Origin of the sequence: Phenylobacterium haematophilum, assembly GCF_014196295.1 — a bacterium.
GTDB classification, from domain to species: domain Bacteria; phylum Pseudomonadota; class Alphaproteobacteria; order Caulobacterales; family Caulobacteraceae; genus Phenylobacterium; species Phenylobacterium haematophilum.
Genome location: NZ_JACIDK010000002.1, coordinates 755856 through 780729 on the forward strand (window position 1 = coordinate 755856; position 24874 = coordinate 780729).

Sequence of the window (24874 nt, forward strand, 5' to 3'; positions counted from 1 at the left end):
CCCCAAAATGGTCAGTTGGGTAGGTCGATATGCCGTACGCGCTCAAGGATCAATGGGGCCAGGCGCGGAGCGGCGCAAACTAGGCTCGGTTGTGCAGGTTTTACGCCATTGTACACGAACGGCTGCCCTCGGTGATCGCCCACGAAGGCGCCCGCCTCACGAGCGATGAGGTCGGCGGCGGCCAGGTCCCAGTCGTACTTGGCGACCAGCGCCATGGTGGCGTCGAACGCGCCTGCGGCGATGACGCACAGGCGATAGGCGGTGGAGTTGCGCGCCTCGATGCGCATCTGGGGCCAAGGCGTCGGCCAGGCCGGATGGGCGAACATCCGCGCATCGCCGACCATGCCGCAGCCCTCGACCGTGTCGGCCTGCGAGGCGCGGATCAACTGGCCGTTCAGCGACGCGCCTCCGCCGGCCGTCGCGCGGTAAGTCTCGTCGAGGTCCGGGGCGAACACCACGCCGGCGATCGGCTTGTCGTCTTCGACCACGGCGATCGACACGGCCCACCAGGGGCGGCTTTTGATGAACGCGCGGGTCCCATCGATTGGATCGACCACGAACAGCCGTCGGCGCGAGCGGCGAACCGGGTCGTCCGCGGTCTCTTCGGACAGCCAGCCATAGTCGGGTCGAGCGCTGGTCAGCATCTGCTTGATCAGCGCGTCGGTGGCGAGGTCTGCGTTGGTGACAGGCGAGTCGCCTTCCTTGTAGGCGGTCTCAAGGCCCTCGCGGCGCAGCTTCTGGGCCAGCACTCCGGCGTCGAACGCCGCCTGGGTGATCAGTTCGAGGTCCTGGGCCGGGTCCGTCATCAGCGCCCGGCGATGGCCAGTCCGTCGACCAGCAGCGACGGCGAATTGGCCGAGCCGCGGATCTCCAGGTCGGAGCCCGGCACCAGCCGGCCGTAGATGTCGATCAGGTTGCCGGCGACCGTGATCTCGGCGACCGGATAAGCTAGCTCGCCGTTCTCGAACCAGAAGCCCGAACAGCCGACCGACCAGTCGCCGGTGTTGCCGTTCAGCGACGGGCCGAACATCGATGTGATCAGCAGGCCCTTGCCAGCCTCGGCGATCAGTTCGGCCTGGCTTTGCGCGCCAGGCTCGACGGTCAGGTTGGTGGTCGACACGCCGGGCGCGCCGGCCAGCCCGCGCGAGGCGTGGCCCGTCGTCTCCAATCCCAGCTGCCGGGCCGATGAGGTGTTCATCAGCCAGGTGGTCAAAACGCCGTCCTCGATCAGCGCCCAGCGGCGGTTGGCGACGCCCTCGTCATCGAACGGCGAGGATCCGAGGCCGCGGACCTTGTGGGGATCGTCGATGATGTTCACGCCCTTGGCGAAGAGCTGGGCGTTCAGCTTGTCCTTCAGGAATGAGGTGCCGCGCGCGATCGACGGGCCGGCGATCGCCCCGATCAGCGGGCTGATCAGCGACATGGCCACGCGGTTCTCGAAAATCACCGGAGCGGTCGTGGAGTCGATCTTGCGCGCGCCGAGGCGCTGAGCGGCGCGGCGGCCGGCCTCTTCGCCGATCGACTGAGCGCTCGGCAAATCGCCACGCCAGCGGGCCGAACGGCCGTCGTAGCCGCTTTCCATGGTCTCTCCGTCGCCGGCGATCGCCGAAGCGGTGATCGAGAAGGCCGAGGCCTGATAGACGCCGGAAAAGCCCTCCGAAGTTACAAGCCGCCAATGCGACGAGGAGGCGGAGGCGGAGCCGCCGTCGGAATTGGTGATCTTGGGGTTGGCGCGGGCGGCGTCCTCGGCCGCGCGGGCGACTTCCTCGAGCGATTCCGGAGACGGTTCCTGCGGATCGTAAAGGTCCAGGTCGGGGAACGGGCCCCGGGCCAGACGCTCCTTGGGGGCGAGGGTCGCATAGGGATCTTCGGGGGCCAGCTTGGCCATCGCCACGGCGCGCTCGATCAGTTTAGCGCGGGCCTCGGGCGAGATGTCCGATCCGGAAACGGTCGCCTGTCGCTGGCCGACAAAGACCCGCAGGCCGAGATCGCGGCTCTCTTCGCGCTCCACCTCTTCCAGTTCGCCCATGCGGACATTGATGCCGAGGGCGGCGCGCTGCGCCCCGACGGCTTCGGCGGAGTCGGCGCCGGCTTTCAGCGCGGCGGAAACGACATCGGCGAGGAGGTTTTCATCCATCAAGGCCATATGGCGGGATGTGCGCCCCGCGGCAAGCGGCGGCTCACGCGATGGCGTAGAACAGCAGGGCGACGCTGGCGAAGACATAGGCCAGCCAGGTGAGGGTGACCCCGATCGAGCGGGCGAACGAGGCGCCGCCGCTGCGTGACAGCCCGAAGGCGTGCAGGCCCCGTCCGACGAACAACAGAAGGCCGGTCAGGTGCACCGCCAGCGGCGGCGCGTCCACCATGGCCAGCACCGCGATGCCGACCATGGCGGCGGGGACGTATTCGGTCGCATTGCCGAAGGCGCGGATCGCCTGGGCCAGTTCCGGCACTCCGCCGTCGCCCAGCGCCACCTTGTGGCGTCGGCGTTGGCGCACGACCAGCAGCGACAGCGCCAGCAGCAGGATCAGGTGCAGCCCGACCCATAGGGCCGCGGCGTGGCCGGATGTCACGGCGTCCATACTCGATTGTCCCTCTTTCGCCCCCGCGAAGGCGCGCAGTTGGACTTGGATTCATGCAAAGGGCAAGGCTTGCCCCGGTCACGTCCTTCGTGAGGTCAGACCTCTGCTCCGCCGCCGGGCAGTCCCAGTCGCGCCCACTTCTCGGTGACGGCCTTCACCGTGGCTTCGTCCATGCCCAGCTTCTCGCCCCATTCGCGATGGGTCTCGGGCGGCCACTTGTTGGTCGCGTCCAGGCCGATCTTCGAGCCGAGGCCGCTCTCCGGCGAGGCGAAGTCGAGATAGTCGATGGGGGTGCCCTCGACGAGGGTGATGTCGCGGGCCGGATCCATGCGGGTCGACAGCGCCCACATGACGTCCTTCCAGTCGCGGGCGTTGATGTCGTCGTCCACGACGATCACCCACTTGGTGTACATGAACTGCCGCAAGAAGCTCCAGACGCCCATCATCACGCGCTTGGCGTGGCCGGGATAGGCCTTCTTCATCGAGACCACGGCGATCCGGTACGAGCAACCCTCAGGCGGCAGCCAGAAGTCGATGATCTCCGGAAACTGCTGGCGCAGCAACGGAATGAACACCTCATTCAGCGCCTCCCCCAGCACGCTGGGCTCGTCCGGCGGACGGCCGGTGAAGGTGGTCAGGTAGATCGGGTCCTTGCGCATGGTGATGGCGCTGACCTTGAATACCGGGAACTGCTCGACCGAGTTGTAGTAGCCGGTGTGATCACCGTAGGGACCTTCGTCAGCGTACTCGTCCAGCATGACGTGGCCTTCGATGACGATCTCGGCCTGGGCCGGGACCAGGAGCGGTACGGTCTTGGCCTGGACCAGGTCGACCTTGGCGCCGCGCATCAGGCCGGCGAACTGATACTCCGACAGCGTCTCGGGCACCGGCGTCACGGCGGCCAGGATGGTGCCGGGATCGGCGCCGATCACCACCGCGGCAGGCAGGGCGTCGGGCTTGCCGGCCGCCTTCCAGCGGCGGTGATGCTGGGCGCCGCCGCGGTGCGCCAGCCAGCGCATGATGGTCTTGTCCTTCCCGAGCACCTGCATGCGGTAAATGCCGAGGTTGTAGTCGTCCTCGCGCTCGTCCGACGGGCCCTTGGTCACCACCAACGGCCAGGTGATCAGCGGCGCGGGCTCGCCTGGCCAGCAGGTCTGGATCGGCAGCTTGGTTAGGTCGATCTGGTCGCCGGTCCAGACGACCTCCTGCACCGGCGCCTTCTTCACCGTGGCCGGACGCATCGACATCACGGTCTTCGCCAGCGGCAGCATCTCGAAGGCGTCCTTCAGGCCGCGCGGCGGCTCGGGGCTGCGCAGGAAGGCCAGCAGTTCGCCGACCTCGCGCAGTTCCCCGGCGGTGGTGCGCTCCTGGCCCTCCAGGGTCACGCCCATGGCCACCCGCTTGACGGTGCCGAACAGGTTGACCAGGCACGGCATGGTCGAGCGCTCGCCGTCGGCGCGGATCACGTTCTCGAACAGCACCGCGGGCCCGCCGGTCGCCAGCAAGCGGCGCTGAATCTCGGTCATCTCCAGCACGCTGGAGACCGGTTCGCTGACCCGCACCAACTCGCCCGCCGCTTCCAGCTTGGCGATGAAATCCCTCAGCGACCGATAGGCCATGCGCTCTCCATTCGTGCTGTCGTTTGGTCTAGATCGGGTTGAGGAAAAGTGCGAAGCGGTTTTCCGCCCGCAACCTGCTCCAGTGCCGCAAAGGCGGGGCGGGTCTGGTGTCACCTGCACGCCGCCGATAAAATCGGAGGGTCATGAAACGCATCGACCTCGACGATCTCCCGCCCAAGCTCGCCCAACTGCTCGTCGCCGTAGGGGAGGGCGAGGAACTGCTTCTGGTCCAGAACGGCGCGGTGGCGGGCCGGCTGGTCGGCGCGGTCGCGCCGCAGCCTGCTCCGGAGCCGGAGCAGCCGAGCAACGAACGCGCCGCCGAGATCTTCGAGCAGTTCCGCTCGGCGATGGAAGACGAGTTCTAGGCGTCCGGCTTTCAATGGTGCGGCGGCCGCAAACCCCATATCTGTCAAGCGTTGTGCGCGACGAGGCTGCCGTCCCTCGCCGCTGCGACTTACTTTGGCGGTAGCGAAACGCCGTGCTCAAAAGTTTCGACTGCGCTCGCCATGGTCGCGGGCGCCGCGGTCGCCCCTCCCGCCGGATACGGCTCTGCCTTCGTGCGGGTCGGGGACATCGACGCAGCCAGTCCTCCCGACGTCGCGCGTCTTCAGAAGCGCCTGGAGGCCGCCGCTCTGGAAGCGGGCGGCGCTCAAGCTGGCAACGTCCGGATGGTCAAGCAGGCCATCACGCTCGGACTGCTATCGCGACCCTCGCTCAGGCTTCAGCCCAGGTGCAGACCGGCCTGGCGACCCGTAGGGTTCAGTCGTCGTCATCGTCGAAGTCGTCGTCCCCGCCCAGGACCTCGTTCAGGGCGTCGATGATGGCGTCCATCTGGTCTGGCGAGACCTCAAGCGCGACCGGCTCGCCGCCAGCGCCGGCGACCGTCAGCAGATAGCCCTCGTCGGTTTCCTCGAACTCAAACCGTTCGAGCGGTTTCGGCTGGGCCATGGGGATCTCCTGTCCGTTGGCGTCGCGAAGTGCGCGGACCATCGCCCCTCTGAGCGGCTGCGCGCCATCTCCGTTCCACGAAATCTTCCGTAGGGCGCTCAGGCGCCTGCGTCGCGGGCCTTGATGAGCTTCTTCGGCGCGATCTTGCGCCAACGGCGATCCAGGAAGTTCTGCAGCGATCCGGGATGAAGACTCTCGATCCTCGCCAAGACGCTGGGATAGTCCTTGTAGTGCGGGGTGATGTGGAAGGTCGCCGGTGCGGCCTCCATCAGCATCTCGCGCTCATCGTGGCCGACGTCGAGCAGCACCAGGCTCTGGTCCTCGCCACGCAGCCGGGTGAAGAACTTGCCGTTCACCTTGAACGACGGCTGGCCGTAGGATGTCCCCTCTTCGGCGCCCGGAAACGCCAGCACCAGTTCGCGGACTTCATCGGGGGTCATCACGCTTGCCTCTTGGTCGCCGAGACCAGCTTCACCCCATCCGCGCAAGCGTCAATCAGGATCGTCATCCGCCTGGCGCGGGTTTCGGCTCCCTTGGCGCTGACCACGCGGTGGATGGCGACTTTGCGATACGACGGCGGGAAGGCCTGGAAGTTGGCCCAGGCTGGCGCATTCGCCTGGAACTTCGCCGTCTCGGCCTCGGAGAAGACCTGTGCGCCCCGCTCATGCGAGTACTCGTTCGTGCGGCCTTTACCCGCCTCGAACGCGGCCAGTCCCGCAGGATGAACCAGGCCCAAGGCCTGCAGCTCCTCGATCCTGCGGATGTTCATCTGGCTCCAGATCCCCTTTGGACGCCGGGGCGTGAAGCGGATGCGGTAGCTATCCTCGTCGATCGAATGGCGAACACCATCGATCCAGCCGAAGCACAGCGCCTGGTCGACGGCCTGCGGCCAAGTGATGGAGGCTTGGCCCGTAACCTTCTTGCGGAAGCCGACAGAGAGCTCGATCGCCGTCTCGTGGTTTTCTTCCAGCCAGGCGCGGAACGCCTCGGGCGTCTCGAAGAAGGTCGGCGCCATCAGTAGGCCAACGCTACGCCGTCCTTGCGCATCTCGGTCGCCGCCGCGTAGCGGCCGGGCCAGCGTTCGATGGCCTGGTAGCCGCCATAGCCGCCGGGATCGGGCGCGAGGTTCCAGCCGATGGCCGCCAGCGCCGCCTTGGTCGCCTCCGGCACGCCGCTCTCAAGGTTGAGCACCCCGATCCCCTTCTGCGCCTCGCCGGTCGGCTCGCTCGAGCCGCCGTGGCGCCAGCGCGGGCTGTCGCCGGCCTCCTGCACGCCGAGGCCGAAGTCGACCATGTTGGAGATGATCTGCGCCTGGCCCTGGGGCTGCATGTCGCCGCCCATCACCCCGAACGACAGCCAGGGATCCTCGCCCTTGGTCGCAAACCCCGGGATGATGGTCTGGAATGGCCGCTTGCCCGGCGCATAGATGTTGGGGTGGCCGTCCTCCAGCGCGAACAACTCGCCGCGGTTTTGGAACATGAAACCCAAGCCGTCGGGCGACAGGCCCGAGCCCATGCCGCGATAGTTCGACTGGATGATCGAAACCATCATCCCGTTCCTGTCGGCGGTGGTGAAGTAGGTGGTGTCGCCGCGGCTCGGCGCCTGGCCGGGGAAAACCGGCGTCAGGATCTTGCCGGGTGAGATCAGCTTGGCGCGTTCGCGCGCATACTCCTTCGACAGCAGCCATTCGGTCGGGACCTCGAAGAAGTCGGGGTCGGCGTAGAACTTGGCGCGGTCCTCGAAGGCCAGGCGCTTGGCCTCGACGGCATGATGGATCGCCGCCGCCGACTGGAAGCCCATCGCCTTGAAGTCGAAGGTTTCCATGATGTTGAGCATCTGCAGCGTCGCCAGGCCCTGGCTGTTGGGCGACAGGCCCCAGACATCGACGCCGCGGTAGTTGACCTTGTGCGGCGGGTCCCAGCGCGCGTGGTGGGCGGCCAGATCGGCCTTGGTCATCCAGCCGCCGATCCGCTTGAAATAGGTCTCGATGGTCTGGGCGACCTCGCCGCCATAGAACCCGTCGCGCCCATTGGCGGCGATCTGGCGATAGGTGCGGCCCAGCGCCGGGTTCTTGAAGACCTCGCCTTCCTTCGGCGTGCGGCCGTCCGGCGCCCAGACTTTCCTGAAGTTCTCCACCTCCTCGATACCCGCCGTCGGACGCGAGAAGTTTTTGAGCGAGCGGTCAAGGTAGTAGGCGACGTTCTGGGACACCGCGTGCCCCTCTTCGGCATAGATGATCGCCGGGGCGAACAGGTCCTTCCACGGCAGTTTCCCGTAACGCAGGTGCAGGGTCCACCAGGCGTCGACTGCGCCAGGGACGCTGACCGACACTGCGCCGTAGGGGGGGGTCAGGCCGTTCTTGGCCCGGCCGCGCACCGTTTCCAGCGACAGGCCCTTTGGGCTGCGGCCGGAACCGTTCAGCCCCTCGACCCGGCGGGTCTTCGGGTCCCAGACCATGACGAAGCAGTCGCCGCCGATGCCGCAGGCGATGGGCTCGACGAGGCCCAGCACCGCATTGGCCGCGATCGCCGCGTCCACCGCCGATCCGCCCAGCCGCAGGACGTCGAGCGCGGCCATGCTGGCCAGCGGGTGAGCGGTCGCCGCAGCGCCGTTCGCGCCCCAGGCGGCGCTGCGCGAGGCGAAGGTCGCGCCGTCGATGCGGTCGCCGCCGTGAACGTCGGGCCGGTCGCGGTTGGGATTGTCGGCGCGGCTCTGCGCCATCGCGCCGCCGGCGAGGGCCGTGGCGGGCAGGGCGGCGAGGAAGGTGCGGCGGCGCATGGGAACTCCACAAATCGATGCTCGGCGACGCGGCACTATAAGGTGAAGTTTGCCTTGCGCGCGCTGGTTCTGCGGGCCGTTCCAACCTTGTCGCAGGGACTTTCCGTGCCCGTTCGATTGCCCTTTGCGGGGTGGCTCGGCTATATGCCGGCTTTGGGGATAGACATGCGAACAATCGACGCCTTGGCGGCGTCGGCGGCGTTGCTTGCCGTTCTGGCGTTCAGCCAGATGGCGGGCCAGCAGGCGTCGCCCGACGAAATCGCCGCCGAAACTTGGATTATTGAGCAGGACATGGTCCGGCTGCTGGGCGCGATGAGCGGCCCGGCCGAGGCCTGCTACGCGATGACCTTGCCTTCGGCCAGCGCGCATGAAGGGCTCCTGCCGCTCGCCAAAGATCGTGCGGGTGTGGCGCTCGCCACGACCTGCGATCCGACCATGATCTCGCAACTGACCTAGTCGGCGACGATATCGCTGAGGATATCGCGTCCGGCGCTCGCCGCAGCTTATGCCGGCCCGCGCGCCATCGTCCTGAACGCGACGATAGTCGGTGCGCGTGATGGTTCGGCGACGGCTTAGCTCTCCGACCAGACCGCCAGTTCGTTGCCCGACGGGTCGCGGAAGTGGAAGCGCCGGCCGCCTGGGAAGCTGAAGATCGGTTTGACGACGGCCCCGCCGGCGGCTTGCACCTTGGCGGCCATGGCCTCCAGGTCATGGGCGTAGAGGACCACCAGCGGCTTCTCGGCCTGGGCCACGGCGTCGGCGTCGAACCCGCCGTCCAGGCCTTCCTCGAAGGCGGCGTAGCTGGGGCCATAATCGGTGAAGGTCCAGCCGAAGGCCGACTGGTAGAAACTCTTGGTGGCGACGAGGTCGCCGCCCGGCAGCTCCACATAGTCGATCTTGCCGTCTTCGCGCATGACGCTCTCCGCTACCTCAGTTCTCAATTCGTTCCAATCTCGCCGGTCAGGCCGGCAGAGTCCACACCGCGGTCTTTTTCACCTCGCGGTCTTCGAGTTCGCGCGTGGTCGGCACTTCGTATTCGGCCAGCTTCTCCAGCCCGACGCGCGGGAAGTAGCTGCGGCCTGGATCGCCGATGAGCACCCGGGTCCCACGCACGTGCGCGGCGGCCAGCCAGTTCATGACCTGGTCGGCCAGAGGCTTCTCGTAGCAGATGTCGCCGGCCAGGATGACGTCGACGTCGGGCGGCGGAGCGTCCAGCAGGTTCTGGTCGGTGAAGTCGATCCGCACGTCGTTGAGTTCGGCGTTCACGGCCAGCGCGGCCCCGCAGAACGGGTCGATGTCGGTGGCCAAGGTGTGGCCGGCGCCGGCCCGCATCGCGGCGATGCCGACGATGCCCGAACCCGAGGCGAAATCGAGGACCCGCTTGCCCGCCACCTCGTCCGAGTGGTCGAGGACATAACGCGCCAAGGCCTGGCCGCCGGCCCAGGCGAAGGCCCAGAACGGCGGCGGCAGACCGATTTCGGCCAGCGCCTCCTCGGTCAGACGCCAGATCGGCGTCACCTCGTCGGCCAGGTGAAGGTTCAGCTCCGGCGTGTGCGGCGGGGGCTGGATGCGGGTGTTTTCGAGGATGAAGGCGCGGCGGCCTTCGAAGGTCTGGATGATCACCCGCGCCCCCTAGCATGCGCGAGCGAAGCGCGCGCGCCGCGATTGGCGGGAACCGAACGCCCAGGTTTCGCCTTTTTCCCTCCAAGCGGGAGAAGGCCATGACGACAGATCAAGGATTGCGTTCCCCCAACCCGGTGCTGACCTCGATGTTCGAAGGCGTCTCGTGGCAGGCGATCGCATTGCGCGGCGTCGTCGGGATTTTGTTCGGACTGTTGGCGATCTTCGCGCCGGTGGCGACGGCGCTGTCGCTGGTGCTGGTGTTCTCGATCTACCTGATGGCGGACGGCTTCCTGTCTATCGCCAGCGCCTTTCGGGCGATGCGCGAGCGCCACTCCTGGGGCCTGCTGGCGGTCGAAGGGATAGCCAATATTCTGGCCAGCCTGATCCTGTTCTTCATGCCGGGCCTCGGCATGATCACCTTCGTCCTCATCGTCGCGGTTTGGGCGCTGTTCGCCGGCGGCGTGAAGCTGGTGACGGCGATGCGCCGCGGGCCGGCGCCGGCGCGCGGATGGCTGGCCTTCTCGGCGGTGGTGTCGCTGCTGTTCGGGATTGTTCTGATCCTGGCGCCGATGGCTGGCGGAGTGGTGCTGACCTGGTGGCTCGGGATCTATGGCCTGGTGTTTGGCGTCGTGCTGCTGTTTCTCGCCTTCCAGCTCCGGTCGGCGCGGAAGAAGGCCGGCCTCTAGGCCGCCTTCGACGAGGCCAGCTTCAGCACCTTCAGGTAACCGCCCGGTTCGATCAGCATGCGCTCGTCGACGCCTTTTGCGCGCAGCGCGCGGTGCACCCGGGGCAGGTTGTAGCAAGGCACATGCATGAACATGTGATGCTCGCAGTGATAGTTCACGTAGTAGGGCGCGATCAGCAGCCGCTCGAGGAAGTTCGCCTGGGTAGTGCGCGCCTGGCGCATCGGGTCGGGCTCGCCCACGTCGATGCAGGCATGCTCGGCGATGTTGCGCAGCCGGGTGACCAGCGGCAGCCAGGTCGCCTGCGGCAACACCCACAGCACCGGCCAGATCCACCACAGCCCGAACGGCGCGCCGGCGGCCGTCACCGCCAGACCGAAGCCGAGCCAGCGGCGCTTGTCTTTGATCTCCTGGACGATGATCGGCAGCATCGGTTGTCCGGCCTTGCGCATCTTCAGCTTGGCGACGAACGCGCCGAACCGCTGCTTGAAGAAGGTCTGGCCGGTCAGGTCGCGGATGATCTTGCGCCGCAGCGACAGCGGCGTGATCGGGAACGGCGCTGACAGCACCAGGTCCGGATCCTCGCCCTGCTGCGCGAAGCGGTGGTGGGTCAGGTGATAGGGGCGATAGCGGTGCAGGCCGCCGGGCGTCAGCCACTCGCCGATGAAGTCGTTGACCCTGAGGTTCTTGTGCAGCGCGCCGTGCGCGGCGTCATGCATGAGAATGGCCAGTCCCAATTGGCGCGTGCCGATGATCATCACCGCCAGCGGCAGGGTCAGCGGCCAGATGACCACCATGGCGCCGGCGGCGATGATCAGCGCCCAGGCATGGGCGATCATCGCCGGACCGCGCCAGTATGAACGGGCCGAGATCGGCGCCCATTCCTGGTCGGTGAAGAAGTCCTTGGGCGCAAGGCGGGCGGCTGCGGCCATCAGTTTTCTCCTCCTCCCGAGCCGAGCCGCAGCAGGGCCAGCATCTCATCGACGGCTTCCTGGGTCGTGGCGCCGGTCGCTCCGTCGCGCAGGGTCACGCCCAGCGCGAGGGTCCAGAATCGGCGGGCGGTGACGGCGGGATCATCGCCGCCGCTCCATCCGCGCGCCGCTTTCGTCTCGGCATAGGCGCGGTCGCCCTGGGCGTGCAGGCGCTCGAAGGTGCGTTCGACCTGTGGGGCCAGATCCTGCCGGCGGCGGGTCAGAGACAGCGCCTCAATGAACAACGCCAAGCCCGGCGATCCGATGACGGTCTCGACCAGCACGCGGTTGTAGTCGGGTCCCGTCGCGGCGCGGGCGGCCTCCTCCTCGGCCTGGCGAGCAACGTAGAGCACCTCGCGGCAGGCGGCCTCGACGAACAGCGCTTCCTTGGTGCGGAAGTAATAGGTGATCTGGCTGGGAAACGCCCCGGCCGCGGCGGCGATGTCGGCCACCGCCACGCCCGCCAGCCCCTGGTCTTTGAACAGCTCCACCGCCGCGTCCAGCAGGCGCGAGCGCATCCGCTTGCCCGGCTCCCGGACCGCACGCGTCGCCTTCAGGGGTCGCACGTTCGACATGGCATTATTTGTACGTCATACAAACAATGCGGTCAATCGGACGTCAGGCGTTGCGCGCCATCAGTCCGCCGTCCACCGGGATGGTCACGCCGGTGATATAGGACGCCGCCGGCAGGCACAGGCTAAGCGTGATGTGCGCGACCTCGTCGGGCAGGCCGTAACGGCCGAGCGCCGTGCGCCGCTTGGCGAAGACCGCCTTCTGGTCGTCGGGGATGCCCGCCGTCATGCCGGTGGCGATCGGTCCGGGGCAGATGCAGTTGACGGTGATCCCCTCGCGGCCCAGCTCCACCGCCAGAGCTCGCGTCAGCCCGGTGACCCCGGCCTTGGCCGCGGCATAGGGGCTGTCCATCGCCGTCGCGCCCAGCGCCTCGGTCGAGGCGATGTTGACGATCCGCGGGGCGGAGGACGCGCGCAGGAACGGCAGCGAGGCGCGGATCACCCGCTGATGGGCGCTGAGCAGGATCGCCAGCGAGCGGTCCCAAACCGCCTCGTAGCCGTCGCTGTCGATCGGTGAGAAGGCCGATATGCCGGCGTTGTTGATCACCGCGTCCAGCCCGCCGAGCTCGCCTGCGATCATCGGCACGACGGCCGCGATTTCAGCTGCGTCTGACACGTCCAGCTTCCAGGCTCGCGCGCTGAGGCCGCGGGCCGCCAGTTCGTCGGCGACCGCCGCAGCCGGCTCAAGGGCGTGGTCGGTGACCGCCACGTGCGCGCCTTCCTCTGCGAACACCTCGGCCGTCGCCCGGCCCATGCCAGACCCGGCGCCGGTGACCAGCACCCGCGCGCCCTTCATCGATCGGCTGAGGCGGCTCACAGGCTCAACCCCCCGTCCACGACCAGGGTCTGGCCGACGACGTAAGACGCCAGCGGCGAGGCGAGGAACAGCGCCGCGCCGGCCATGTCGGCCGGCTCGCCCATTCGCCCGAGCGGAATCCGGTTCAGGGCGCCGCGCAGGCGGTCGGGGTGTTCCGTGGTGACCTTGGTCAGCTTGGTGTCGACCAGGCCAGGGGCAAGGCCGTTTACGCGGATGCCGTCGCCGGCCCAGGCCTGTCCCAGCGTCTTGGTCAGGCTGACCGCGCCGGCCTTCGACGCCGCATAGGCGGGATTGCCGCGGTTGGCCTGGAAGCCGGAGACCGAGCTGACGATGATGATCGAGCCCTTCGCGGCGGCCAGCATGTCGTGGAACTTGGCCGCGCAGGCCATCAGGCTGTCGAGGTTGACCGCCATGACCTGATCCCAGCCGGCGCGCTCGAATTCACCGCGGCGATAGACCACCGTGCCCTGGCAAAGCACCAGCACGTCGAGCCGCTCGAAGTCCGGGGCGTTGGCGGCGATGGCGTCGCGGTCCGCGACGTCGACCTGCGCATAGGCCAAGCCCATGAGGTCGGAGCCTTCCGTGGCCGCATAGTCGGCGGCGGTTGCCCGGGTGCCCCAGACGTGAACCTCCGCGCCGCGTTCCCTAAAGCCGTGCGCAATGCCGTTCCCGATCCCGCTCGATCCGCCGACGACCAGCACGGTCTGGCCGGTGAAATCCAGCTCTCCCATCGTCTCATCCTCCCTGTTTTCGACATCCTCACGCCGTAGGAAGGGGTGCGGCAATGCTCACCCAACGTCAGCATTGACGTGAACGTAAGGTCGGGGAACTCTTCGACCTGACGGGCGCGGAACAAGCCCCGCACATAAGAGACAAATCAGGGAGGTAATGATGCTCCAGAAGCTTCGCCGTCCGGCGACCACCTTCACGATCACCCAGCTCTGCCGCGAGTTCGGAACGACCCCGCGGGCGCTCCGCTACTACGAGGAGCAGGGCCTGCTGTCGCCGAGCCGCGAAGGCCAGGCGCGCATCTACACCTATCGTGACCGCGCGCGGCTTACCCTCATCCTGCGCGGCAAGCATGTCGGCCTGTCGCTGGCCGAGATCCGCGACATCCTCGATCTCTATGAGCGCGACGACGATCTGATCGCCCAGAACACCCAGGCCCTGGGCAAGTTCAAGGAGCGCATCAAGGCCTTCGAGGCCCAACGCCGCGAGATCGATCAGGCGATCGAGGTGCTGCACGACGCCAGCGCCCGGCTGGAAGCATCGCTAGCGGAGCGCGCCGGCCGAGCCGCCTTCGGCTGAGGCCGATCCCGTGGCGGTCTAGAACCCCGCCACGGGGCCTTTCCAGGCGCCAGCCGCCAGCGCCAGGAACAGCAGCAGTCCGGCCAGATGGTTGGATTTGAACAGCGCCAGCGCCAGCGGGCCGTCATTGATGTCGATGCGCGCCGCCTGCCGCGACAGGTGCATGCCGAACAGCGCGGCCAGCGGCAGGAACAGCGGCCCCAGGCCCCCGGCCCAGGCGGCCGCCAGCGCCAGCGCGAAGCTCAGCACATAGAAGGCCAACACGCCTTTCTGGACGTTTGCACCCAGGCGGCGGGTCGACGATTTGATGCCGGCCAGGGCGTCGTCCTCCAGATCCTGGATTGCGTAGATCGTATCGTAGCCCAGGGTCCAGAAGATCCCCGACGCGTAGAGAAGGGCCGCCGCCAGGGTCAGGCGTCCGATCTCCAGCTGTTCGGCCGGGACCACGCCGCCGGCCTGCGCCGCCAACCAGCCGTAGGCGCTGACGGATCCGGTCGCCGCGGCGAAGCCAAGCAGCGCCCCCCAGTTGAAGGTCAGGCCGAGCCACGCCTGCGGCCACCACGTAATGCGCTTCATGAACGGATAGCCGGCGACCAGCGCCAGCGAAGCGACCCCCAGGCCCACCGCCAGCGGCGTCATGCTGAGCAGCAAGCCCAGCGAGACCAGGCTGCAGACGACTATGAAGCCCCAGGCCTGCGCCACGCTGATCTGGCCGGACGCCACCGGCCGCATGGCGGTGCGCGCCACCTTGGCGTCGAAGTCGCGGTCGACGATGTCGTTGAACGCACACCCCGCCGCCCGCATCAGAGCCGCCCCGATGAAGATTTTCGCCAGCAGCAGCGGCTCGGGCAGCTTGCCGTCCATGGCGGCGGCCAGCGCCGCGCCCTGCCAGCCCGGCAGCATCAGCAGCCAGATGCCTGCCGGCCGGTCGAAGCGGCCGAGCTTCAGCCAGGGCTGCAGGGCGGCGGGCGCGTGGCGGTCGACCCAGTTGCTGGGGGCGGCGTCGGGGAGCTGGGCGGTCATGCGCAGGCTTTACTCCGCCTGTGGCCCCGCGGCCACTCCTCGCCTGCAACTCTGCGATGTGGGTGAAATAACACCGGTCATGGTGATTGACAGGGCAAATCCATGCGCGCAGGTTGCGGCTCGTCGTCGTCCGGCCCCACAACCATCTGATAGGGAGGTGATCATCGTGAAAGCTGTAAATCATCGCCTGCAGATGCCGCTTGTCGCCGTGATCGCCTACGCAGGACGGTTCCGCGACTAGGTCGCGCCCGGCCCCGCCAGCGGGCTGATCTGCACCTCCATCGTCAGCAAGCCCGCGCGATCCGTCGCGCCGCCCTGGCGTTCCCCGATTCCACGGATTCCTCCTTCGCAACGCGCGGAATCCGTCCGTCTCGAAAGACGACGACATGTCCATCGCCGAACCCATTTCGGTCCCGACGAACGCCCCGCACCCCAATCGCTACGGGGCGATGTGCACCGAGGTCTACGATCTCGACAAACCGCCGGGCTCGCTGCCCGACGTGCCGTTCTATCTGGAGCGGTTGGCTGGAACCGAAGGCCCGATCCTGGAGGCCGGGGTCGGAACCGGCCGGCTGCTGATCCCGCTGCTCGAGGCCGGGCTGGAGGTGGAGGGCTTCGACCGCTCCGCCGACATGCTCGCCTCCTGCGCCCGCCACTGCGCCGCGCGCGGCCTTTCGCCCGCGCTCCGCCAGGCGCGGTTCCAGGACTTCGGCTACGACCACGACTTCGCGGCGATCCTCGTGCCGGCCGGGACCTTCACCCTGCTGGATGACTTCGCCGAGGCGCTGGCGGTGCTGAAGCGGTTCTTCGATCACCTGCGTCCCGGCGGGCGGCTGCTGATCGACCTGATGCCGCTGGGCCACCTCACCAGCGAGCGGCCGGACATCCGCACCTGGACGACGCCTTCGGGCGACGTCCTGCGGATCGAGGGCCGAGCCGTGGAGATCGATCTCGTCCGCCAGCGCCGGGTCACCCACGACCGATACGAGCGCTGGCGCGACGGGCGGCTGGTGGAGACCGAGCTGGAGATCATGGCCTTCCGGTTCTGGGGCCTGAAGGAGTTCGAACTGGCGCTCGCCGCGGCGGGCTTCTCGTGCATCTCCGTCGGCGCCGATCACCAGCCCGGACGGCCGCCCGGCCGGTCGAGCCGGATACTCAATTTCGAGGCCCGGCGACCCGTCTAGGGGCGCGGCAGCGGCGCCGGGGTCCGTGCTCCCCCATGGGCCCCGGCGCCCACCCTCGATGTCTCAATTTACCCCCGGCGGCATGCCGGGCCGATTTGTGAAATCCGTTATGACCGACATTCTCGACGACGACCTCGACCGTCCCCGAACCCTGACCAACCGCCAGGTGCTCGGCTTCATGGCTGGGCACTGGATGCGCGAGCCGAAGAAGTTCGCGCTGATCATCGGCTTCGGGCTGGTGGCGACGGTTTGCGACCTCTCGATCCCCTGGGCCACCCGCGGCCTGATCAACGCCGTCTCCAGTCCGGAGAAGGTGACCGACGCGGCCTGGATCGCCTGGGCCTCGCTCTCGGGCCTCTACCTCGTGTTCTACATGTCCCGGACCAGCATGTTCCGGGTGATGAACGGCTTCTACGCCCGGATCATGTCGCGGATGGTCAAGGAAGGCTTCGCCCGCGTGCAGGCCTTCTCGTCCGACTGGCACGCCTCGAACTTCGCCGGCGCCACCGTGCGGCGGGTCAGCCGCGCCATGTGGGGCTATGACAGCGCCGCCGACGCCCTGATCGCCATGCTGCTGCCGACCGTCCTGGTGCTGGGCGGGCTGGCGATCTCGCTCGGCCTGCGCTGGCCGCTGGCCGGCCTGTTCGTAGCCGTCGTGATCGGCGTATTCGCGGCCTACAACATTCTGATGTCGGTGCACTTCGTGCGCCCGGCCAACCTGCGCTCCACCGCTCTCGACTCCGAGATCGGCGCGGCGCTAGCCGACGCCATCGGCGCGAATCCGACGGTCAAGAGCTTCGGCGCCGAGGATCGCGAGGCCGAGCGCTTCGCGCAGACGGCGGACGCTTGGCGCTGGGCGGTCAACAAGACCTGGGACCGCTTCAACGTGGTGGGCCTGGGCCAGAACGTGCTGCTGATCATCCTGCAGGCGGGCCTGACCGGCTTCCTCGTCCATGCCTGGGCGCAAGGCCAGGCGACGCCGGGCGACGTGGCCTTCGCGATCACCTCGTTCATCGTCATGGCCGGCTACATGCGGAACTTCAGCGAGATCACCCAGATGCTCCAGAAGGGCCTGGACGACATGCTGGACGTGGCGACCTACATGCGCACCGAGCCGCAACTGAACGACGATGCGCAGGCTCGGCCGTTCCGCGGCGACCTCGGCGAGGTGATCTTCGACCGCGTCACCTTCGGCTACGCCAACCAGCCCCGGCCGCTCTACGAGGGCTTCACCCTGATCGTGGCGCCGGGCGAGCGCATCGCTCTGGTCGGTCCGACCGGAGCGGGAAAGTCCACGTTCGTGAAGCTGATCCAGCGCCTGTACGACGTTCAGGGCGGGCGGATCCTGATCGACGGCCAGGACATTTCCAAGGTCAGCCAGACCAGCCTGCGCCGCGCCATCGCCGTGGTGCCGCAGGACCCGGCGCTGTTCCACCGGAGCATCGCCGAGAACATCGCCTACGCCCGTCCCGACGCAACGGCGGACGAGGTGATGCTGGCCGCCAAGCGGGCCCGCGCTCACGACTTCATCGCCCGCCTGCCCAACGGTTACGAGACGCCGGTCGGCGAGCGCGGCGTGAAGCTGTCGGGCGGTGAGCGGCAGCGGGTGGCGATCGCCCGCGCCTTCCTGGCCGACGCCCCGATCCTGGTGCTCGACGAGGCCACGTCGTCGCTGGACGTGGAGACCGAACGCCAGGTCCAGGCGGCGATGGAGGAACTGATGGTCGGTCGCACGACGATCGTCATCGCCCACCGGCTCTCGACCATCCGCGGCGCCGACCGGATCCTGGTCTTCGACCGAGGCCGGATCGTCGAGGAAGGCCGCCACGCCGAACTGATCGACAAGGGCGGCTTCTATGCGCGGCTGCACGCCGTGACCGAAGGAACCGAGCTGTGACCGACCACTACGAAGACGCCGAGGACCAGAAGCAGAGGACTCTCCCCAACCACAGGGTCATCGGCTTCGTCATGCGCTTTTGGCTGCGCCGGCCCGGATTGCTGAGCGGCATGACAATCTTCACGCTGCTGGCCATCGCCGCCGACATGGCTATCCCGCTGGCCGCCGGCCGGCTGGTGGACGCGGTGGCCGAAGGGCCCCAGGCGGCCGATGTCGCCTGGGCCGCCTGGGCGGTGTTCGTCGGGCTCTATCTGGTGCTGTCCGTGGTCCGGAACATCGCCAACAAGTTCTGGAATCCGCTGGCCGCGCTGAACATGCGCGACATGACCGACGAGGGCTTCGCGCGCATCCAATCGTTTTCCGCAGATTGGCACGCCGACGCCTTCGCCGGCGCCACCGTGCGGCGGCTGTCGCGGGCGATGTGGGGCTACGACATGGTCTCCGACGCCGTCGTCATGTGGATAGGTCCAGCCCTGCTCGTGCTCATCGGCTTGTCGGGCATGATGATCGTCCGCTGGCCGATGGTGGGGCTGTTCTCGCTGGCCGTCGTCAGTCTGTACATCGCCTCCAACGTCATCCTGACGGCCAAATACGGCCGGCCGCTGAACCAACGGTCGGTGGCCCTGGATTCGCGGATCGGGGGGGCGCTGGCCGATTCCATCACCGGCAACGCCACGGTCCGCAGCTTCGGCGCCGAGGCCCGCGAGAGCGCCCGCATCGGCGAAATCACCGAGTCATGGCGCGGGGCGGTGGTGCGTACCTGGAACCGCTTCACCGACCTTTGGCTGATCCAGAACATGCTGCTGGCGGTGCTGCAGGGCGGGCTCACTGGCCTGTTGCTGATGCTCTGGTCGCAGGGCAGGGCGACCCCGGGCGACGTCGCCTTCGGCATCACCGCCTTCCTGGTGATGAGCGGCTACCTGCGCAACATCGGCGAGAACGTCCGCATGCTGCAGAAAGGGCTCGACGACGTCGAGGACGTGGCCCGCTTCGCCGAGATCAAGCCCCAGGTCGCCGACCGCCCGGGCGCCGCGCCGTTCGCCGGTCAGTTGGGTGAAGTGGTCTTCAATAACGCCACCTTCCGCTACAAGTCGGTGACCGAACCGCTGTTCCAGAACTTCTCTCTGACCATCCGCCCGGGCGAGCGTGTCGCCCTGGTCGGCCCAACCGGCTCCGGCAAGTCGAGCTTCGTGAAGCTGGTCCAGCGGCTCTACGACCTGGACGAGGGCCGGATCTTGATCGATGGCCAGGACATCGCCGGCGTCCAGCAGGGCTCGCTTCGGCGCGCCATCGCCGTGGTGCCGCAGGACCCGGCGCTGTTCCACCGGAGCATCGCCGACAACATCGCCTATGCCCGTCCCGACGCGACGACCGAGGAGGTCGCGCTCGCGGCGCGCCGGGCGCGGGCCCACGAGTTCATCACCAGGCTGCCCCAAGGCTATCGGACGCTGGTCGGCGAGCGCGGGGTGAAGCTGTCGGGCGGCGAACGGCAGCGGGTGGCGATCGCACGGGCGTTCCTGGCCGATGCGCCGATCCTAGTTTTCGACGAGGCCACCTCGTCGCTGGACGTGGAGACCGAGCGCGACGTCCAGGCGGCGATGGAAGAACTGATGAACGGACGTACGACCATCGTCATAGCCCACCGCCTGTCCACTGTGCGCAACGCAGATCGGATCCTGGTGTTTGACCAAGGCCGCATCGTCGAGGAAGGGCGCCACTCCGACCTGGTGAAGATGGGCGGCGCTTACGCCCGCCTGCACGCGGTCGCCGAGGGAACAGCCTGAAGGCTGACAGAAGTATCGCTGTGGGTGTTAGATGCCCCAAGGACCCATCGACTTGGGGGGAGTCGCATGACCTACATCGAGCAGGTGGTGCAGTGGCTCCGCGACCGGCTGGCCCGCGAGCCGTCGCTGGCCGATCCGCGCGAACTGAACATGGCCTTGCGGGTGCTCGCGGTTTGGCGCTCGCGCGGCATCGCCAACGCCTACATTCGCCAGTACGGCGCCAAGATCATGCAGGGCCCGTTCGCGGGCATGGACTACGTCACCTCCGCCACCGAGGGGGCGCTGACCCCGCGGCTGATCGGCACCTACGAGTCCGAGCTGCATCCCCATCTTCAGCGCTTCGCTGAGAAGTCGCTCGACTGCGTCATCGATGTCGGTTGCGCCGAGGGCTATTACGCGGTCGGGCTGGCGCGGATGATGCCGGGCGTCACCGTTCACGCCTTCGACATCCAGGAGACGGCCCGCGCCGCCTGCGCCGACCTCGCCGCCAAGAACGGTGTGTCCGAGCGGGTGATCATCGGCGAGCGGTTCGCACCCGACGGCTTCGAGGCGTTCAAGGATCGCCGTTGCCTGGTGCTGGTCGATATCGAGGGCGCGGAAGACGATCTGCTGCGGCCCGATCTGTCGCCGGCCCTGGCCGGCATGGATCTGATCGTCGAGACCCACGACGTCTACCGGCCTGGCGTCCTGGCCCGGCTGATCGAGCGCTTCTCGCCGACCCACGACATCGTCCGCCTGGACCCGCAGCCCAAGACCCTGCCGCTTCCGGATTTCCTCAAGGGCGCGGGCCACCTCGACCAGCTGCTGGCGGTCTGGGAGTTCCGGCATCAGGCCACGCCTTGGCTGGTGATGACGCCAAAATCTAGCTGAGCGCGCTCTCCAGCGCCTCGGCCAGATCGCCTTTCGACGCGACCTCGACGCGGTCCAGGCCGAGCCAGCCGGCCATCAGCTTCAGTTCGTCGGCCAGCAGGGCCGGCGTCGCCCCGTTCGCGCCCGGTTCGGCGTGGGCGGCTTGGACCATCAGCAGGCCCTTCTTGCGCTCGGCCTTCAGGTCGACCCGCGCGGTGATCGCCTCGCCCTGCAGGAACGGCAGGACATAGTAGCCGTGCACGCGCTTGTGGGCCGGGGTGTAGATCTCCAGCCGCACCTTGGTCCCGAACAGCCGCTCGGTCCGCTCGCGGAACCAAATCAGGTTGTCGAACGGCGAGAGCAGGGCGTTGGCGCTGACCTTCCGCGGGCGTCGCGCCCCGGCGTGCAGATAGGCTCCGCTTTCCCAGCCCTTCACCTTCACCGGGATCAGGTCGCCGGCCTCGACCAGTTCAGCGATCCGCGCCTTGGTCTCGGCCACGCCCATTCGGAAGTAGTCGCGCAGGTCGCGCTCGGTGGCTACGCCCTGCGCCCGCGCCGCGATCCGTGGCAGTTCGCGCTGGGCCTCGTCGCGCGGCGGCGGCTCGCCCAGCGCCGCCTTGGGCAGCACCATGTCGGGCAGGCCGTAGACCCGCTCAAAGGTTCCGCGCCGGGTGGCGGTGGTCAGGTCCCCGACCCAGAACAGGCACTCCAGCGCCCGCTTGCCCTCGCTCCAGCCCCACCAGCTGCCGGCGCCCTTGGCGCCGAGGCTGAGCTCGGAAGCCGGCATCGGTCCGCGGGTTTCGATTTCGGCCAGGCATTTGTCGATGAAGTCGCCGTGGCTGCGCAGGAAGCGGGCGACGCCCTTCCAGACGCCGACCCCGGCGCGGGCGTCGTCCATCCGCCAGCGCAGCAGCCGATGCGTCGCGGCCGGCAGCAGCGAGGCTTCGTGCGCCCAGTACTCGACCAGGGCGGGTCGCCGGCCCCAGGCGATCTCCTCCAGTAGCGGCCGCGGGTAGGCGCCCAGGCGTGAGAACATCGGCAGATAGTGGGTGCGCGACACCACGTTCACCGAGTCGATCTGCACGACGCCCAGCCGCTCGATCGTCTTCAGCAGGTGCCGCTTGCCAGGCGCGGCCGGCCGCCGCTCGGCGAACCCCTGCGCGGCCAGCGCGATGCGCCTGGCCTCGCGGGCCGAGATCTCCTCCACCCCTGTCACCTGCGGCTACTTGTTCAGCCGACCCTCGGCGATCGCGCCGATCTCGAACGGGAACAGCACGTCGCCGTCGGGGGCGTCGACGCTCTCGGCGATGTCGTCCGGTGCGATCGTCTTGACCAAGTGGCGCATGACGTTGATGCGGGCGACCTTCTTCTTGTCGGTCACGACGCAGGTCCAGGGCGCCATCGCCTGATGGGTGCGGGTCAGCATCGTGTCTCGCGCCGCGCTGTAGTCGGCCCACTTCTCCTGGGCCACGTCGTCCAGCGGACTGGTCTTCAGCGCCTTCAGCGGGTCTTCGCGGCGCGCCTTCAGCCGCTCGGCCTGTTCCTTCTGGCTGATGTCGAGCCAGATCTTCACCAGTTTCAGCCCGCTCTCGACCAGCATCTCCTCGAAGTGCGGGACGTCGCGCAGGAATATCTCCTGGTCGTGGTCGCTCGAGAAGCCCATGACCCGCTCGACACCGGCGCGATTATACCAGGAGCGGTTGAAGATCACGACTTGGCCCGCCGACGGCAGATGCGGGACGTAGCGTTGAAAGTACCACTGACTGGATTCCAGCTCCGTGGGCTTGGGCAGCGCCACCACCCGGGTGGCGCGGATCGAAAGGTGCTCGGTGATCCGGCTGATCGTGCCGTCCTTGCCGGCCGCATCGCGCCCCTCGAAGATCACCAGCACCTTGTCGCCCGATTTCATCGCGTGCTGCTGGTAGCGCACCAGGGCCAGCTGCAACTTCGCGAGCTCGGCCTCGTACAGGTCGTCGTTGTTGTCGTTGTCTGACTTCGCCATGGATCGAAGCCTAGTCCTGAACCCGCACCCAGGGCTAGAACCCCGTGCATGATCCGTCTTCACGTCGCCGCCGAGATCGCCCAGGACGTCGCCCTCGGGCTCGACCACGGCCAGAGCCACTACCTGACCTCGGTCATGCGCCGGGCGGTCGGCGACGAGGTGCTGGTCTTCAATGGCCGCGACGGGGAGTGGCGCGCGACGATCGAGGTCGCCGGCAAGCGCGGCGTGATCCTGCGCCCGACGGTCCAGGAGCGACCCCAGGCGTTCGGGCCGGACCTCGACTTGGTCATCGCTCTGGTCAAGCGTTCGCGCGTCGAGACCATCGTGGAGAAGGCCGCCGAGCTCGGGGCCCGCCGCGTGCGGCTGGTGGTCACCGAGCGGACCAACGCCGAGCGCACCCGCATCGACCGGCTGAGCGCGATCGCCGCCGAGGCCGCCGAGCAGACGGGCCGCCTGGACGTGCCGGAGATCGTCGAGCCGGTGAAGCTCGCCAAACTGATCGAGGGCTGGGACGCCTCGCGCCGGCTGCTGTTCTGCGACGAGGCCGGCGACGCCAAACCGGTGCTGGCGGCCCTCGACGGCGCGCCGCCGGCGCCCTGGGCGATCCTGATCGGGCCCGAAGGCGGCTTCTCGCCGGCCGAGCGCGAAGCCCTGCGGAACCTTCCTTACGCCACGCCCGCTACCCTAGGGCCACGGATTCTGCGGGCCGACACCGCCGCCATCAGCGCGCTCACTCTTTGGCAAGCTGCTCAGGGCGATTGGCGTAGCCTTGAGGTTTCCTGAGGCGCCTTGAGGTTTCCTGAATTGCGCCCACCTGTCTGAGCGGCGTAAAGATCGCGCCGCTTTTGGCTGGATTGGGCTGGGGAGAACGAGATGGCCGACGTCGTGACCGACGAGCGACCCCTCACGCTAGAGGACCTGGTCCGCTGGTTTGAAGCGGGCGAGAAGCCTGCCACCGCTTGGCGCGTGGGCGCCGAGCACGAGAAGTTCGTGTTCCGGCTGGGGACCGCCGAGCCGATTCCTTACGAAGGCCCGGCCGGCATCCAGGCCCTGCTCAACGGCCTCACCCGATTCGGCTGGAAGGGCGTCTACGAGGGCGAAAACATCATCGCCCTGGAGCGCGGCATGGCCAATGTCAGCCTAGAGCCGGGCGGCCAGTTCGAACTCTCCGGCGCGCCGCTGGAGACCATGCACGAGATCTGCGAGGAAACCGGCCAGCACCTCACCGAGGTCAAGACGGTCGCCGACGAACTCGGCCTCGGCTTCCTCGGCCTCGGCTTCACGCCGATCTGGCGGCGGGACGAGATCCCGGCGATGCCCAAGGGCCGCTACAAGATCATGCGCGAGTACATGCCCAAGGTCGGCAAGCTCGGCCTCGACATGATGTTCCGCACCTGTACGGTCCAGGCCAACCTCGATTTCGGCTCGGAAGCCGACATGGTGGCCAAGTTCCGCACCAGCCTGGCGCTGCAGCCGATCGCCACCGCGCTGTTCGCCAATTCGCCGTTCATCGAGGGCAAGCCGTCAGGCTTCCTCTCGTCGCGCGCCAACGTCTGGACCGACACCGATCCCGACCGTACCGGCATGCTGGACTTCGTGTTCGCCGACGGCTTCGGCTACGAGACCTACGCCAACTACGCCCTGGACGTGCCGATGTACTTCGCCAAGCGCGACGGCAAGTATGTCGACCTGGCCGGCAAGTCGTTCCGCAAGTTCATGGCCGGCGAACTGGCCGAGCTGCCCGGCGACCGCCCCAGCCTCAAGGACTGGGCCGACCACACCACCACCGCCTTCCCGGAAGTGCGCCTCAAGCAGTACCTGGAGATGCGCGGCGCCGATTCCGGCCCGTGGAGCCGCCTGTGCGCTCTGCCGGCGCTCTGGGCGGGGATCTTCTACGACCAGGCCGCGCTCGCCGCCGCCTGGGACCTTTGCAAGGACTGGCAGGTCGAGGACCACGAGCGCCTGCGTGCCGACGTCGCGCGCCTCGGCCTCAAGGCGCAGGTCAACGGCCGCAGCGTCCAGGACGTGGCCAAGGACATGGTCGCCATCGCCAAGCAGGGACTGAAGAACCGCAACCGGCTTAGCGCCGGGATGGTCGACGAGAGCGGCTACCTCGCCGAGCTTGAGGACATCGCCGAAAGCGGGATCACCCCCGCCGAGCGTCTGCTCGAGCTCTACAACGGCCCCTGGAAGGGCGACGTGCGCCGGGTGTTCGAAGACTTCGCCTACTGACC

General features: G+C 68.0%; 27 protein-coding genes. 10 read left to right on the forward strand and 17 right to left on the reverse strand.

The annotated features are described in order from the left end of the window. Positions 1–11: 11 nt before the first annotated feature. The 4 genes from GGQ61_RS09675 to GGQ61_RS09690 form a co-directional block, all read right to left on the reverse strand. Positions 12–806, reverse strand: coding sequence for a 3'(2'),5'-bisphosphate nucleotidase CysQ (locus GGQ61_RS09675; RefSeq protein WP_183771910.1), 795 nt, complete (start codon positions 804–806; stop codon positions 12–14). Beyond that, entirely contained in the window at positions 806–2137 is a 1332-nt protein-coding gene (locus tag GGQ61_RS09680) for a TldD/PmbA family protein (protein WP_183771912.1), read from the reverse strand. Before GGQ61_RS09680 ends, GGQ61_RS09675 begins: the two co-directional genes overlap by 1 nt. Before the next feature lie 43 nt (positions 2138–2180). Further along, entirely contained in the window at positions 2181–2582 is a 402-nt protein-coding gene (locus GGQ61_RS09685; protein WP_183771914.1) for an MAPEG family protein, read from the reverse strand. 95 nt (positions 2583–2677) lie between these two features. Next, positions 2678–4201 carry a UbiD family decarboxylase gene (locus tag GGQ61_RS09690; RefSeq protein ID WP_183771916.1) on the reverse strand — a complete coding sequence of 508 codons (1524 nt, stop codon included), beginning with the start codon at positions 4199–4201 and terminating at the stop codon, positions 2678–2680. A 143-nt stretch (positions 4202–4344) separates the two neighbouring features. On the opposite strand from GGQ61_RS09690, the gene GGQ61_RS09695 reads away from it, so the two are divergent. Beyond that, the gene (locus GGQ61_RS09695) at positions 4345–4566 is read left to right on the forward strand and encodes a hypothetical protein (protein ID WP_183771918.1); all 222 of its coding nucleotides are present in this window, start codon (positions 4345–4347) and stop codon (positions 4564–4566) included. A 394-nt stretch (positions 4567–4960) separates the two neighbouring features. Here GGQ61_RS09695 and GGQ61_RS09700 read toward each other — a convergent pair whose 3' ends face one another. The 4 genes from GGQ61_RS09700 to ggt form a co-directional block, all read right to left on the reverse strand. Further along, positions 4961–5149, reverse strand: a complete 189-nt coding sequence (locus GGQ61_RS09700) for a hypothetical protein (RefSeq protein ID WP_183771920.1) — start codon at positions 5147–5149, stop codon at positions 4961–4963. 98 nt (positions 5150–5247) lie between these two features. Continuing rightward, complete coding sequence (locus tag GGQ61_RS09705) at positions 5248–5589, reverse strand: MmcQ/YjbR family DNA-binding protein (RefSeq protein ID WP_183772470.1); 342 nt, start codon at positions 5587–5589, stop codon at positions 5248–5250. Then, on the reverse strand, positions 5589–6164 hold the full coding sequence (locus tag GGQ61_RS09710) for a YdeI/OmpD-associated family protein (RefSeq protein WP_183771922.1): 576 nt from the start codon (positions 6162–6164) through the stop codon (positions 5589–5591). Before GGQ61_RS09710 ends, GGQ61_RS09705 begins: the two co-directional genes overlap by 1 nt. Then, a complete protein-coding gene (gene ggt / locus GGQ61_RS09715) occupies positions 6164–7927 on the reverse strand; it encodes a gamma-glutamyltransferase (protein ID WP_183771924.1) in 1764 nt (587 codons plus the stop codon). The genes GGQ61_RS09710 and ggt overlap by 1 nt, the downstream gene beginning before the upstream one ends. A gap of 54 nt (positions 7928–7981) precedes the next feature. Here ggt and GGQ61_RS09720 point away from each other — a divergent pair, with 54 nt between their 5' ends. Continuing rightward, positions 7982–8383 carry a hypothetical protein gene (locus GGQ61_RS09720; protein ID WP_183771926.1) on the forward strand — a complete coding sequence of 134 codons (402 nt, stop codon included), beginning with the start codon at positions 7982–7984 and terminating at the stop codon, positions 8381–8383. A gap of 116 nt (positions 8384–8499) precedes the next feature. On the opposite strand, the gene GGQ61_RS09725 is transcribed toward GGQ61_RS09720, so the two are convergent. Both GGQ61_RS09725 and GGQ61_RS09730 read right to left on the reverse strand, forming a co-directional pair. Next, positions 8500–8841 (reverse strand): VOC family protein, encoded by a 342-nt coding sequence (locus tag GGQ61_RS09725; RefSeq protein WP_183771928.1) that lies wholly within the window; start codon positions 8839–8841, stop codon positions 8500–8502. 46 nt (positions 8842–8887) lie between these two features. Next, complete coding sequence (locus GGQ61_RS09730) at positions 8888–9550, reverse strand: 50S ribosomal protein L11 methyltransferase (RefSeq protein WP_183771930.1); 663 nt, start codon at positions 9548–9550, stop codon at positions 8888–8890. 98 nt (positions 9551–9648) lie between these two features. On the opposite strand from GGQ61_RS09730, the gene GGQ61_RS09735 reads away from it, so the two are divergent. After that, positions 9649–10236 carry an HdeD family acid-resistance protein gene (locus tag GGQ61_RS09735; RefSeq protein ID WP_183771932.1) on the forward strand — a complete coding sequence of 196 codons (588 nt, stop codon included), beginning with the start codon at positions 9649–9651 and terminating at the stop codon, positions 10234–10236. Here the strand turns inward: GGQ61_RS09735 and GGQ61_RS09740 are convergent. The 4 genes from GGQ61_RS09740 to GGQ61_RS09755 are packed head-to-tail and all read right to left on the reverse strand — an operon-like array spanning position 10233 to position 13324. Continuing rightward, positions 10233–11165 (reverse strand): fatty acid desaturase family protein, encoded by a 933-nt coding sequence (locus tag GGQ61_RS09740; RefSeq protein ID WP_183771934.1) that lies wholly within the window; start codon positions 11163–11165, stop codon positions 10233–10235. The genes GGQ61_RS09735 and GGQ61_RS09740 overlap by 4 nt on opposite strands. After that, positions 11165–11779, reverse strand: a complete 615-nt coding sequence (locus GGQ61_RS09745; RefSeq protein ID WP_221220934.1) for a TetR/AcrR family transcriptional regulator C-terminal domain-containing protein — start codon at positions 11777–11779, stop codon at positions 11165–11167. The genes GGQ61_RS09740 and GGQ61_RS09745 overlap by 1 nt, the downstream gene beginning before the upstream one ends. Before the next feature lie 43 nt (positions 11780–11822). Further along, positions 11823–12593 (reverse strand): SDR family NAD(P)-dependent oxidoreductase, encoded by a 771-nt coding sequence (locus GGQ61_RS09750; RefSeq protein WP_343056108.1) that lies wholly within the window; start codon positions 12591–12593, stop codon positions 11823–11825. Further along, positions 12590–13324: an SDR family NAD(P)-dependent oxidoreductase gene (locus tag GGQ61_RS09755; RefSeq protein ID WP_183771936.1), complete on the reverse strand. Its 735-nt coding sequence runs from the start codon at positions 13322–13324 to the stop codon at positions 12590–12592. Before GGQ61_RS09755 ends, GGQ61_RS09750 begins: the two co-directional genes overlap by 4 nt. Before the next feature lie 160 nt (positions 13325–13484). Here GGQ61_RS09755 and GGQ61_RS09760 point away from each other — a divergent pair, with 160 nt between their 5' ends. Next, on the forward strand, positions 13485–13901 hold the full coding sequence (locus GGQ61_RS09760) for a MerR family transcriptional regulator (RefSeq protein WP_183771938.1): 417 nt from the start codon (positions 13485–13487) through the stop codon (positions 13899–13901). 18 nt (positions 13902–13919) lie between these two features. Here the strand turns inward: GGQ61_RS09760 and ubiA are convergent, their stop codons facing one another. Next, positions 13920–14924: a 4-hydroxybenzoate octaprenyltransferase gene (gene ubiA, locus GGQ61_RS09765; RefSeq protein ID WP_183771940.1), complete on the reverse strand. Its 1005-nt coding sequence runs from the start codon at positions 14922–14924 to the stop codon at positions 13920–13922. 386 nt (positions 14925–15310) lie between these two features. Here ubiA and GGQ61_RS09770 point away from each other — a divergent pair, with 386 nt between their 5' ends. From GGQ61_RS09770 to GGQ61_RS09785, 4 genes are all read left to right on the forward strand, one after another. Further along, positions 15311–16108, forward strand: coding sequence for a class I SAM-dependent methyltransferase (locus GGQ61_RS09770; protein ID WP_183771942.1), 798 nt, complete (start codon positions 15311–15313; stop codon positions 16106–16108). A gap of 109 nt (positions 16109–16217) precedes the next feature. Next, on the forward strand, positions 16218–18005 hold the full coding sequence (locus GGQ61_RS09775) for an ABC transporter ATP-binding protein (protein ID WP_183771943.1): 1788 nt from the start codon (positions 16218–16220) through the stop codon (positions 18003–18005). Next, positions 18002–19789: an ATP-binding cassette domain-containing protein gene (locus GGQ61_RS09780; protein WP_183771945.1), complete on the forward strand. Its 1788-nt coding sequence runs from the start codon at positions 18002–18004 to the stop codon at positions 19787–19789. Before GGQ61_RS09775 ends, GGQ61_RS09780 begins: the two co-directional genes overlap by 4 nt. Before the next feature lie 66 nt (positions 19790–19855). After that, complete coding sequence (locus GGQ61_RS09785) at positions 19856–20659, forward strand: class I SAM-dependent methyltransferase (protein WP_183771947.1); 804 nt, start codon at positions 19856–19858, stop codon at positions 20657–20659. Here the strand turns inward: GGQ61_RS09785 and GGQ61_RS09790 are convergent. Next, the gene (locus GGQ61_RS09790; RefSeq protein WP_183771949.1) at positions 20652–21854 is read right to left on the reverse strand and encodes a DNA glycosylase AlkZ-like family protein; all 1203 of its coding nucleotides are present in this window, start codon (positions 21852–21854) and stop codon (positions 20652–20654) included. The two genes, GGQ61_RS09785 and GGQ61_RS09790, sit on opposite strands and share 8 nt — an antisense overlap. Positions 21855–21860: 6 nt before the next feature. Next, the gene (gene ppk2, locus GGQ61_RS09795; RefSeq protein ID WP_183771951.1) at positions 21861–22640 is read right to left on the reverse strand and encodes a polyphosphate kinase 2; all 780 of its coding nucleotides are present in this window, start codon (positions 22638–22640) and stop codon (positions 21861–21863) included. Between the two features lie 48 nt (positions 22641–22688). Here ppk2 and GGQ61_RS09800 point away from each other — a divergent pair, with 48 nt between their 5' ends. After that, positions 22689–23423, forward strand: coding sequence for a 16S rRNA (uracil(1498)-N(3))-methyltransferase (locus GGQ61_RS09800; protein ID WP_183771953.1), 735 nt, complete (start codon positions 22689–22691; stop codon positions 23421–23423). A 90-nt stretch (positions 23424–23513) separates the two neighbouring features. Next, a complete protein-coding gene (locus GGQ61_RS09805) occupies positions 23514–24872 on the forward strand; it encodes a glutamate--cysteine ligase (RefSeq protein WP_183771955.1) in 1359 nt (452 codons plus the stop codon). Positions 24873–24874: the final 2 nt, after the last annotated feature.